This window comes from Acinetobacter sp. WCHAc060006 (assembly GCF_004209135.1).
Taxonomy (GTDB): Bacteria; Pseudomonadota; Gammaproteobacteria; order Pseudomonadales; family Moraxellaceae; genus Acinetobacter; species Acinetobacter cumulans.
Window position 1 is genome coordinate 20,996 of the sequence record NZ_SGSS01000033.1, and the last position, 11,600, is coordinate 32,595.

General features: G+C 38.5%; 9 protein-coding genes. 6 read left to right on the plus strand and 3 right to left on the minus strand.

Features of this window, described 5'->3' with window-relative positions:
* Window positions 1–304: 304 nt before the first annotated feature.
* Window positions 305–2,413, minus strand: a complete 2,109-nt coding sequence (locus EXE29_RS15000; protein WP_228198823.1) for a TonB-dependent receptor — start codon at window positions 2,411–2,413, stop codon at window positions 305–307.
* Window positions 2,414–2,784: 371 nt separating this feature from the next.
* Here EXE29_RS15000 and tig point away from each other — a divergent pair, with 371 nt between their 5' ends.
* The 4 genes from tig (at window position 2,785) to EXE29_RS15020 (ending at window position 7,186) form a co-directional block, all read left to right on the plus strand.
* On the plus strand, window positions 2,785–4,116 hold the full coding sequence (gene tig / locus EXE29_RS15005) for a trigger factor (RefSeq protein WP_106985149.1): 1,332 nt from the start codon (window positions 2,785–2,787) through the stop codon (window positions 4,114–4,116).
* 193 nt (window positions 4,117–4,309) lie between these two features.
* Entirely contained in the window at window positions 4,310–4,915 is a 606-nt protein-coding gene (gene clpP, locus EXE29_RS15010; RefSeq protein WP_067666729.1) for an ATP-dependent Clp endopeptidase proteolytic subunit ClpP, read from the plus strand.
* A 29-nt stretch (window positions 4,916–4,944) separates the two neighbouring features.
* A complete protein-coding gene (clpX, locus tag EXE29_RS15015) occupies window positions 4,945–6,255 on the plus strand; it encodes an ATP-dependent protease ATP-binding subunit ClpX (protein ID WP_120364964.1) in 1,311 nt (436 codons plus the stop codon).
* Window positions 6,256–6,469: 214 nt separating this feature from the next.
* Window positions 6,470–7,186 (plus strand): DUF2846 domain-containing protein, encoded by a 717-nt coding sequence (locus tag EXE29_RS15020; protein ID WP_117006784.1) that lies wholly within the window; start codon window positions 6,470–6,472, stop codon window positions 7,184–7,186.
* Window positions 7,187–7,220: 34 nt separating this feature from the next.
* Here the strand turns inward: EXE29_RS15020 and EXE29_RS15025 are convergent, their stop codons facing one another.
* Entirely contained in the window at window positions 7,221–7,718 is a 498-nt protein-coding gene (locus EXE29_RS15025; RefSeq protein WP_228198825.1) for a DUF2059 domain-containing protein, read from the minus strand.
* A gap of 227 nt (window positions 7,719–7,945) precedes the next feature.
* On the minus strand, window positions 7,946–9,472 hold the full coding sequence (locus EXE29_RS15030) for a fumarate hydratase (RefSeq protein ID WP_106985152.1): 1,527 nt from the start codon (window positions 9,470–9,472) through the stop codon (window positions 7,946–7,948).
* 515 nt (window positions 9,473–9,987) lie between these two features.
* Between EXE29_RS15030 and EXE29_RS15035 the strand changes: the two genes are divergently transcribed.
* Entirely contained in the window at window positions 9,988–10,599 is a 612-nt protein-coding gene (locus tag EXE29_RS15035; RefSeq protein WP_120364965.1) for a class I SAM-dependent DNA methyltransferase, read from the plus strand.
* Between the two features lie 393 nt (window positions 10,600–10,992).
* Window positions 10,993–11,600 (plus strand): hypothetical protein (locus EXE29_RS15040; RefSeq protein WP_213072634.1); only part of this gene is annotated, 608 nt, incomplete at its 3' end.

Consider the following 11,600-nt stretch of genomic DNA (forward strand, 5'->3'; position numbering starts at 1 on the left):
ATAATAATAATTCTTATTTGTTTTTACTTGTCTTTGCTATTGTTTTTGACAATAGATTAGTAATATATAATCTATATATAAGATGAAATAGTGTAACAATATGTAAACAATCCACTGATTTTAATAGATATTGATTATTTAGATTAAAAAACAAACTATTTATTGAAATTAATTATGAATGATTTCCAGTACTATCTTCATACAAAAGAAGAAGTCCGGAAAGTATTGAACAATATAAGATGTGGTGTGGAAAAAGGATGCTCAACCTAAAATGAGCATCCTTTTGTGTGCTTAGTACAAATTTTTAAAAACGATATGTACCTTTTACAGAGAATGAACGGCCTGGTGCGACTGTTGAGAAAACGCCAACGTGAGACGCATCATAAATACGTTCATTAGTAATATTGTTAACATTCAATTGCAAACCAAATTCAGGCATAAGTTGATAACTCGCAAAGGCATCTAAACGTAAGTGATCGGGTAGGTAGTAGTCGTTACTATCATCAACGAAGCGTTTACCCATGTAGGTTGCACCGCCACCGACAGTGAATTTGTCCATCACTTGGTACGTGGTCCACAAATTTGCATTGTGTTTAGCAATGAATTTTAACTGGTTGCCATTAGATGGGTTAGTTACATAGTTAGGTGCAGCACTTGTTCCTGCATTCACATAACCACCATCTAATAGCTCACTATCTAAATAGCTATAACCTGCGGAAATATCCCAACGCGGTGTAAGTTTGCCTGTTGCACTCAATTCAATACCACGAACACGGTTTTCACCATCAATGGTGACGATGCCCTGTGGGTCTGTTGATCGTGCATTGGTTTTACGCGTTTCAAATAGCGCAGCGTTTAAGCCTAAACGTTGATTAAACAGCTCCCATTTTGTACCAATTTCAATACTGCGACTTTTTTCAGGATCAATATTGTCTGCTAAACGGTTACCACTTGAGACACCATCTGCACCGCCAGCTTGACCTAAGTTATCACCACTTGGATTCAGTGATGTTGCATAGTTCGCATATAAACGACCATTTGGTGTAATTTTGAAAATTGAACCAACTTGATAGCTCACTAAATTGTCTGAAACAGTATCTTTAAAGTTAGTCGATTCATAATCATCAAAACGGATACCAAGATTTAAGTCCAATTTATCATTGAGACCAATAGTATCTGTGACGTAAACACCTAAGTTTTTAATTTCACCAGCTTTTGCATGGTCACCATAAGCAATGTTGAAATTAGGATGTGCTGGATTGGTTGGATTATAGAAATCAGTCACCTCACGACCTGCACCAGTGACGGTCATGGTCTTATTGCCAATACGCTCTTTGCTGTAATCCACTCCTGTGACCAAATTATGTTTAATCGCCCCAGTATTGAATTCGCCTTGTAAATTGATTTGTGCACTATTGACATGACTGGTACGGTAAGACGTACGATCATTACGCTCATACGTTAAACCATTGGATTCAGTTTTACATGCTGTACCACTGCTGGCTGCACAGCCAAAACTTAAACGCGTAAAGAAATAATCTTGGATCGTTTCTAAATCACGAGCAACAAAATTGAGTTTAAATTTTTCATTGAAATCATGTTGGAGACTTAAGTCGAAACTTTCAGATGTATAGTTTCTAAAGTCGATGTCTGGTCGGCCAAAGTTAGTTTCAAATGGCATCGTTTCAATTGGGGTCTTACGATCTGGATTTTTTGCATTGCTAAAGGGTAAACCCATATCTGGGGTATCGTTAAACTCTAAACGACTATAGCCAGCTGTGACGCGTGTAGGGGTATTCAAGCCAAATGTAATGGTGGGTGCAATGCCCCAACGGTCAACATCGACGTCATTACGGCGTGCGACTTCGCCTTGATCGAGCATGGCATTCAAACGAACTGCAATATGATCACTTAACACCACATTATTGTCAGTGGTAAAGCGATATTTGGTTTGGCCTTTACCTGAATTTTGATATTCCGACGTCACTTCAGATTCAGTACGATCTTTAGGTTTTTTAGTAATGAGGTTAATGGTACCGCCTGTCGAACCACGACCTGAATACACAGAACCTGGCCCTTTAGTCACCTCGACAGCTTCGAGATTAAAAGCCTCGTGTGAACCACGGGCAAAATCACGCATACCATCAATTAAAATGTCAGTACTCGCCTCATAGCCACGAATAAATGGACGGTCGCCCATAGGCGTACCACCTTCGCCAGCACCTAAAGTGACACCAGGGGTTGTGCGTAGAATATCTTGTAAAGACGTTGCGCCACGTTCATCAATCTCTTTTTTAGAAATAATATTGATCGTACGTGCAGTGTCTAATAAAGGCGTCGTTATTTTGGTATTACTGGATTCTTTAATGTAATAGTTATCTTGTTGCTCAGTAACAACAGTGATCTTATCCATCTGTTGCACATTTTTATCATCACTAGCAAAAGCTAGGGGGGATGAAATGCTAATAAGTGAAGCGGCTGCTAAGTGAGCACGCCTTTTATGGTTTTTAATATGTCCCATGGTAAAAATCCGCTAAATAAAATAAAAAAACAATCAGTTAAGAAGTTGCACGCTAATAATAATGAGAAAGATTATCATTTGCAATAATAAATTAAAAAATAACCAATTTAAAATGTAATTTCTAGATTCTATGTAAACTGAAAGTTCATCCTTCATGTTGATATGTATGGTGTTATAATCCGCTTTTGTATATCTTGAAATGTTGTCATATAATGTGGCACTTTTTTAAAAACTGTTTTTACTAACAAAATATCGAGGAAGCCATGCAAGTAACTTCTGAAGCGGTTTCGGGCGTTGCCCGTCGTTTAAATGTATCTGTACCGACGAGCCGTATTAACGAGCAATTTGAAGCTCGCTTGAAACGCACTGCCAAAACTGTGAAGATCAACGGCTTCCGTCAAGGTAAAGTGCCTGTAAACGTTGTTCGTCGTGAATATGGCGCGGGCATTTACCAAGAAGTAGTGAACGACATTATTCGTGACACTGTGTTTGAAGCAATTCAACAAGAAAAAATCAACGCTGTTGGCATGCCGAACATCGAAAAGTCTGAACTTAAAGATGATGCTTTAGTTTATGAAGCAACTGTAGAAGTTTACCCAGAAGTTGAAGTTAAATTTGACGGTTTAGCTGTTGAACGTAAAGCAACTGAAGTCAATGACAAAGACGTTGAGAAGATGATTGAAAATCTTCAAAAACAACGTGCAGCTTGGGCTGAAACAAAAGGCATGGCTAAAAAAGACATGCAAGTAACTTTTGATTTCGAAGGTTCAGTTGATGGCGAAAAATTTGAAGGTGGTTCTGCAGAAGACTTTAAACTTGTTTTAGGTTCTGGTCGCATGATTCCTGGCTTCGAAGACGGCATCGTTGGTATGAAGAAAGGCGAAGAAAAAGTTATCGATGTAACTTTCCCTGCTGACTACCAAGCTGAAAACTTAGCGGGTAAAGCTGCACAATTCAAAATCACTGTTAAGCTTGTTGAAAAACAAAAGCTTCCAGAAATTGATGCTGAATTCCTTAAAATCTTCGGTCTAACTGAAGAAGAAGGCGTTGAAAAACTTAAAGCTGACGTTCGTAAAAACATGGAACGTGAAGTGAAAAACGGTCTTCGCAACCAAGTGAAAGGTGCAACTTTTGATGCCCTTGTAGCTGCGAACGAAGTTGAGCTTCCAGAAGCAATGTTGACTCAAGAAATTGATCGTCAACGTCAACAAATGATCCAACAATTCACTCAACAGTTTGGTGCTCAAGGTGCGAAAGCATTTGACTCAAGCATGCTACCAGATGAATTGTTCAAAGAACAAGCTGAAAAAGCAGTTAAACTTGGCGTATTGGTAAGCAAAGTTTTAGCTGAAGCTAAAATCGAAGTTGATGCTGCACGTGTAGATGCATACATCGAAGACATGGCTTCTTCTTACGAAGATCCTAAAGAAGTGATTGAATACTTCAACAACGACAAGCAACAGCGCGCTCAAATCGAAGCTGTTATTCTTGAAGATCAAGTTGTAGATCACATCTTAGCGTCTGCTAAAGTAACAGATACAAAAGTAAGCTATGAAGACTTATTGAAAGAGCAACAAGCTCGTCAACAAGGCTAATTCTTAGCTAAATAAAAAAAGGCGCTTAGAGCGCCTTTTTTTATCGCCAAATCGCAATGGAATATGTCCTAAATTCACAATGCTTATGCAAAAAATATCTGTTATTTAATTGGGAAACTTTTGCATTTTCGAAAAATATCCCTCATATTGTGAATATGGGTCAACTCAGAAAAATTCAGGAATAAATAAACGTATGTATGTTCCAACAATTGAAAACGCACTTGTGCCAATGGTGGTTGAACAGTCATCACGCGGCGAACGTTCTTTCGATATTTACTCGCGCCTTTTGCGCGAACGCGTCATCTTTTTAACAGGTGAAGTGGAAGATAACATGGCGAACTTAATCGTTGCGCAAATGTTGTTTTTAGAAGCTGAAAACCCAGATAAAGATATCCATTTGTATATCAACTCACCGGGCGGTTCAGTGACTGCTGGTATGGCGATTTACGACACAATGCAGTTTATTAAACCAGACGTGGTGACTTACTGTATGGGTCAAGCGGCATCGATGGGTGCGTTCTTACTGAATGCTGGTGCCAAAGGTAAGCGCTATTGCCTTGAAAATGCACGTGTGATGATTCACCAACCACTTGGTGGTTTCCGTGGTCAAGCATCTGATATTGAGATTCATGCGCGTGAAATTCTGTTTATTAAAGAACGTTTGAATCGTTTAATGGCTGAACACAGTGGCCAAGACTACGAGCGTTTAGCAAAAGATACTGACCGTGATAACTTTATGACTGCACAGCAGGCAAAAGAATATGGTCTTGTGGACGAAGTTTTATCTAAACGTCCATAAAATTTAAAGATTTTTATATTGGAGTGAATATGTCCGAACATCCTCAAGGACAAAAGCATTGTTCATTTTGCGGTAAAACGCAGTCTGAAGTTGGGAAACTGATTGCAGGCGAGGACGCATATATCTGTAATGAATGTGTGGACGTATGCTTAGACTTAGTACAAACCAGTCAACAAGTTGATTCGAGTGATTGGGCTTCTAAGCCATTACCAAAACCGCATGAGATCCGTGCTGCCTTAGACCAATATGTGATTGGTCAAGATGTTGCGAAAAAGACGTTGTCTGTAGCGGTATATAACCATTACAAACGTTTGAAAGTTTCGACCAGCGGTAAAAAGCCTGAAGATGGTGTTGAGCTTTCAAAAAGTAACATCATGCTCGTTGGTCCAACAGGTTCTGGTAAGACTTTACTTGCTCAAACGCTTGCACGTTTGTTAGATGTTCCATTTGCAATGGCAGATGCAACAACACTAACTGAAGCAGGCTATGTGGGTGAAGATGTAGAGAATATTGTTCAAAAGCTTTTGCAAAAAGCGGACTACGATGTAGAAAAAGCCCAAAAAGGCATTATCTATATTGATGAAATTGACAAAATTACTCGTAAATCAGAAAACCCTTCGATTACACGTGACGTGTCTGGTGAAGGTGTACAGCAAGCCTTGCTGAAAATGATTGAAGGTACGGTTGCGTCAATTCCACCTCAAGGTGGTCGCAAGCATCCACAGCAAGAATTTATTCAAATTGATACTTCGAATATTCTCTTCATTTGTGGTGGTGCATTCTCTGGTTTAGAGAAAATTGTACAACAGCGCCAAGAAAAAGGTGGTATTGGTTTTACCGCTGAAGTGCGTAAGAAAGACGAATCTAAAAAGCTTTCTGACTTGTTCCGTCAAGTTGAAGCAACTGACTTGGTTAAATTTGGTTTGATTCCTGAATTTATCGGTCGTTTGCCAGTGATTGCAACTTTAGATGAGTTGGACGAAGAAGCATTGATGCAAATTTTGACAGAACCTAAAAATGCGTTAACACGTCAGTATCAATATTTATTTGATATGGAAAATGTTGATTTAGTATTTGATGATTCATCATTACGCGCTGTGGCTAAAAAAGCATTAGACCGTAATACGGGTGCACGTGGTTTACGTTCTATTTTAGAAAATTCACTACTTGAAACCATGTATGACTTGCCAAGTCGCACAGATGTTGGCACGGTTGTGGTTAATGAAGCTGTAATTAACGGTGAAGAGAAACCTGAGTTTAAAGCTGAACGTCAGCCAAAAACTCAAGAAGAAGTAACACCAAAAGCAGACTTGAAAGTGATTGATTCAAAATCTGCTTAATCAACAGTTGGCCGAACAGGCTTGAAATTTAAAGCCTGCTATTCGTCAGAAACGTGTGGAAAACGCTGTTTTTCACACGTTTTTTATTTAAAAAATAAAAACTGAATGTTACTCTCAGATGATTGGCGCGGATGCCTAAACATCATAATTTTAAAAGTCGAAGTTTTAAAAGAAAGTTAGCCGACAATAAGAAAAAACGCAGTGAGGGATGATCATGCGTGTTGTATATATCACCATATTAAGTAGTTTGGCGTTGCTGGGCTGTCATGGAAAATCAAGTGTTGAACAACAACCAGCGTTAAGCTCAACCTTAAAATCCGTCAATCCAGAGCAAGCACCTGGCATTATGGAACAATACCGTCTTGGTATGTTTACCATTGGTGGCTGGGTGAATCAAAAACAAGGCCGTCATTTTCAGACTGTAGAGCCACAGCATTCTCAAGCAGCAATTGTGTATTTATACCGGCCAGACAGTAAATGGAATCGGCAAGAAATTGTTGCGAGTAGTTTATTTCTCAATAGTGAACGTATTCCGAGTCTATTAAATAATCACTATTATTGGGTGGAATTGCCAGCAGGAAACTATCGATTATCAACCAGTCGACCATTGGGGGTAAATCACTTTCAAAAACCCAAGTACCTCGACTTTACTGTAGAAGCAGGGCAATCATATTTTATTAAATATGATGAAGAAAACATGGCGACACGTCGTTCGGTTAGTGGTGCTTTAATGTTAATGCCGGATCAAACAGGGCGCAGTGAAATTGCATTTACTGAAAGAAAATCGTCAAGTTATAACTTTGTGGCACAAGATGAACAAAGAGGCAAAGTTCGACACAGTGCTCAAAAATTAAAAGCAGAAAAGTATGATCCTAAAACAGATGTTCAGTTGGTGAAGCCATTCAAATTATGGAATCCACTGACCTGGTAAGGTGCAGTGGATTGCTTTGGACTGTGCTGAACAGTTAGCTTTTGGTTTTTAAAAGCAGGGGCTGAATGAGGCTAGCCAATTGCTCATTAAATTTCTGCATTTGTAAGGGTTGGTTCAAAATTTCGTTACTAATCGCTAAGGTTTCTTGCAGAATATTATTGGTCATGATACTGCTTTTGCGGTTAATCGATTGTCCCATTGGTGTGCTAAGAAACTGAATATAAGCTTGTGCTTCTTCTTCTGTATAGGTTTGTTGGAAGTTCTTGCGAATCATGTGTAAAAATTTAGGATTGCTAATAATTGCTTCATTGGTCTTTTGTAGCAATAAACTGATTTTTTGAGCGACATGTTTTTGCTCACTCGAAAGCTCAAGCACACCCAAATTATTTTTCAAAATATCTTCGGCTTGTGCATCAAACATTGGGCGCATATTCTGATTGGACTGAGCAATCATTCCAGTAAAATTAGAAAGTTCGATTAAATGATCTAAGGTTTTTTCTTGAACGGGTTGAGCCATTAAGGCAGAACTCATCAATACACTCGTGCTGAGAAGCAGAGCACGATAGATCGAGGGTTTTATCTTAAATTTCCATCGCATCTTATTCATCTTCCGGCTTATATTTTTATCTGCATTATCTTTTATTAAGCTAAAAAGCATAACAGGTCTTAAATACAGCACAAAGGATTTGGCGATATAAGGCAATAAAAACAGCAGACCCAAAAAAGCACCCTGTAGGGTGCTTTTTTTACTGGGCAAAATTATTTTGCAGCAGCGTCAACTACTGGAATTTTACCAATTTTAGCTTGCCAGATTTTTGGTGCAGTTGCGTGTACAGAAGTACCATTTACGTCAACTGCTACAGATACAGGCATATCTTTAACGACAAATTTGTAGATTGCTTCCATACCAAGGTCTGCGAAAGCAACAACTTCAGCTTCACGAATGGCTTTCGATACTAAGTATGCAGCGCCGCCCACAGCCATTAAGTAAGTTGCTTTATTGTCTTTAATTGCTTCAACAGCAGCAGGACCACGATCAGCTTTACCAATCATACCGAACATGCCAGTTGCTTCAAGCACTTGACGTGTGAACTTGTCCATACGCGTTGCAGTTGTTGGACCTGCAGGGCCAACCACTTCGTCACCAACTGGATCAACTGGGCCTACGTAGTAGATAAACTTGCCTTTAAGATCAACAGGAAGTTCTTCACCGTTGTTTAGCATGTCAACCATACGTTTGTGCGCAGCGTCACGACCTGTATAGATGGTACCGTTAAGCAGAAGCGTGTCGCCTGGCTGCCAAGCGTTCATTTCTTCTTGCGTGATGTTGTCTAGATCTACACGTTTAGACGTTGAAGAATCCCAAGTCACTTCTGGGTAATCTTCAAGTTTAGGCGCCATGATATGTGCAATACCAGAACCATCAAGCGTGAAGTGTGCATGACGAGTTGCAGCACAGTTCGGAATCATACCGACTGGTTTGCCTGCAGCGTGACATGGATAATCTTTAATTTTGATGTCGAGTACAGTTGTTAAACCGCCAAGACCTTGAGCACCAATACCAAGCGCATTTACTTTTTCGAAGATTTCGATACGAAGTTCTTCAAGTTTGCTTTGTGGACCGCGACGAAGTAATTCGTCCATGTCGAGTTCTTCCATTAATGCTTCTTTTGCAAGCATCATGGCTTTTTCTGCAGTACCACCAATACCAATACCCAACATACCAGGAGGACACCAGCCTGCACCCATAGTTGGAACAGTTTTAAGAACCCAATCAACGATTGAGTCAGATGGGTTAAGCATTGCAAGTTTAGATTTGTTTTCTGAACCGCCACCCTTAGCTGCCACAGTAATATCTACTTTGTTACCAGGAACAAGTTTGTGATAGATCACAGCAGGGGTGTTGTCTTTGGTATTCTTACGACCAAATGCAGGGTCTGCAAGTACAGAAGCACGAAGTACGTTAGAATTTTCTAGGTAACCTTGGCGTACACCTTCGTTAATCGCATCATCTAAGCTCATCGTTAAATCAAATTTAACGTCCATGCCCACTTCAACGAATACGTTAACAATACCTGTATCTTGGCAGATCGGGCGATGACCTTCTGCACACATACGAGAGTTAATTAAGATTTGAGCGATCGCATCTTTTGCTGCTTTGTTTTCTTCACGGTCATACGCACGGCTCATCGCTTGGATGAAGTCTTGTGGGTGATAGTAAGAAATGAACTGAAGCGCATCTTTAACCGATGTGATCAAGTCATCTTGCTTGATAATAGTTGTCATACAAAAATCTCTTGAGCGGGCTGATAGCTAGCGGGCTAAATTATAAGGCAAAAAACTCAAGCTGTGGGTGTTTTGTCTGTGCTTTGGGCGAAAGTTTAATATCTGTACAGGCTTTGGTTTTTTGTAGGTTATTTTCAGCATCAGTTTGAAATATTTAGCTGTCATATTACAGAGAATTTTTGACTTAAATTTAAAATTAAATATTTAAGTTATTGTTTTTATTATTAAAAAATATTATTAAAATTATGACAGCTTTGTCATATAACTGTCATAAAACTTTCGCATAATAAACTCAACATAAATCACAGGTCATAAAGATGACAGTTACAAGTGTTTTGATGGTTGTAGGCTTCTCAATTTATATCGCCGCAACGTGGATGTACGGACAGAAAGAAGATCAAGTTTAAAACTTCATCTTCTTTTTTTATGTCTGCAATTTTGTATTTTATTCTAAAAATAAATTTTTCTGTTCTCGATTTCTTTATACTGATTTAAAAATCCTCTTGGCATTCGTGATGACTAATCAGATGCATCTTGCCCGAAATATTATTGATATTTATAACAAACATGGTCGTGCTTGGACTGCATTGCGTGGTGAATATTTATATGAAAAACAGTGGTTGGATGCTTTTTTAGCCTTATTGCTACAGCAAGCTGAAATTTTAGATTTGGGGTGTGGTTCGGGCCAGCCGATTGCGCATTATTTGATTCAGCAAGGCCATACGATAACTGGCATAGATGCTTCAATTGTGATGATAGACATGGCACAGCGTAATTTCTCTAGTCAAAATTGGCATGTGGCAGATATGCGTACAGTCGAGCTGAATCAACAATTTCAAGGCATTTTGGCATGGGATAGTTTCTTTCATTTAACACCAGAGGAGCAGCGTCAGATGTTTGGGCAATTTGCCAAACTGTCAGCTCAAGGCACAGTACTCATGTTTACAAGTGGCCCAGCAGAAGGTGAGGCGATTGGAGAGATGTTTGGTGATGCTTTGTATCATGCCAGTTTGTCGCAAGCAGAGTATCGGGCATTACTGGCAAAGCATGGCTTTAAAGTGTTAAAGATGACTGCTGAAGATGCTGATTGTGCGGGGCATACGGTGTGGCTGGTGCAAAAGTTATGACGAATTCATACTAAATAGTCGTGCGAAACAATGAGTGGGTCTTGAGCGTTGAATATGACGGCTTGTATCAAAAAGTCCAATTAGCAGGAGTTGGGCTTTTGGATAGTGGTTAAAAGAATGATTTTTATAGAATGAAGAGAGAGCATTTTGTATAGCGCGTATTATGTTAATTTTAGAGAAAATTAAGAATATATAAATATTTACATCATGATTGAAGAAAACTATTTCTTGATTTCTTGATTTCTTGATTTCTTGATTTCTTGATTTCTTGATTTCTTGATTTCTTGATTTCTTGATTTCTTGATTTCTTGATTTCTTGATTTCTTGATTTCTTGATTTCTTGATTTATTGATACTTCAACTATAAGTTCCTCTAATTGCTAGGAGGAAACAAATGAGTTTTAATCCATTACATACAGACTTTGAGAAAAGAAATACTGATTTATTCTTATTACAGCAAAAGCCAGGATTTAGTAAATATATTTTAGTCAGATCTTTAGATAAACAACATTTGCTTAAATTAATAGCCCAGAGAAAACTTTCCCTACCTAAAAAACCAAAACCTGATGATCTTTATCAAGTGATTTATGATTCCACAATTTCCATTCAGGATTTGATTAATTTTATAAGATCGGAATACCCTGCTGTTAAATCTATACGCCAAGATCAAGAACAGTACTTACCTACCATTTTACAAGGATTCACCAGTGTCAAATGTGGTGTACGAAATGATAATTTGAATGATCTTGTGAGTGGATTAGTTCGGGATAAAACTATTCAATCTAAACAAGAGTTAGATACAAGAATACATGACCTTATTAACAATAGTGTTCAAGACTATATTTATTGGCAATACTATAACCAAGCATCTTCTGATCTACTAGAACACATATTTAATGATCATCCGAATGTAATACCAACTCTAAGAAAAATTAAATATGTTGATTTTTTAATAGAGCTGAATGGCAAAATTGTTCCCTTTGACTTAAAGGTAACTCACCT

Excerpts from the sequence above, each read along its gene's own strand:
- EXE29_RS15000 (WP_228198823.1), bottom strand. The coding sequence starts at position 2,413 with ATGGATAAGATCACTGTTGTTACTGAGCAACAAGATAACTATTACATT.
- tig (WP_106985149.1), top strand. The coding sequence starts at position 2,785 with ATGCAAGTAACTTCTGAAGCGGTTTCGGGCGTTGCCCGTCGTTTAAAT.
- clpP (WP_067666729.1), top strand. The coding sequence starts at position 4,310 with ATGTATGTTCCAACAATTGAAAACGCACTTGTGCCAATGGTGGTTGAA.
- clpX (WP_120364964.1), top strand. The coding sequence starts at position 4,945 with ATGTCCGAACATCCTCAAGGACAAAAGCATTGTTCATTTTGCGGTAAA.
- EXE29_RS15020 (WP_117006784.1), top strand. The coding sequence starts at position 6,470 with ATGCGTGTTGTATATATCACCATATTAAGTAGTTTGGCGTTGCTGGGC.
- EXE29_RS15025 (WP_228198825.1), bottom strand. The coding sequence starts at position 7,718 with ATGAGTTCTGCCTTAATGGCTCAACCCGTTCAAGAAAAAACCTTAGAT.
- EXE29_RS15030 (WP_106985152.1), bottom strand. The coding sequence starts at position 9,472 with ATGACAACTATTATCAAGCAAGATGACTTGATCACATCGGTTAAAGAT.
- EXE29_RS15035 (WP_120364965.1), top strand. The coding sequence starts at position 9,988 with ATGACTAATCAGATGCATCTTGCCCGAAATATTATTGATATTTATAAC.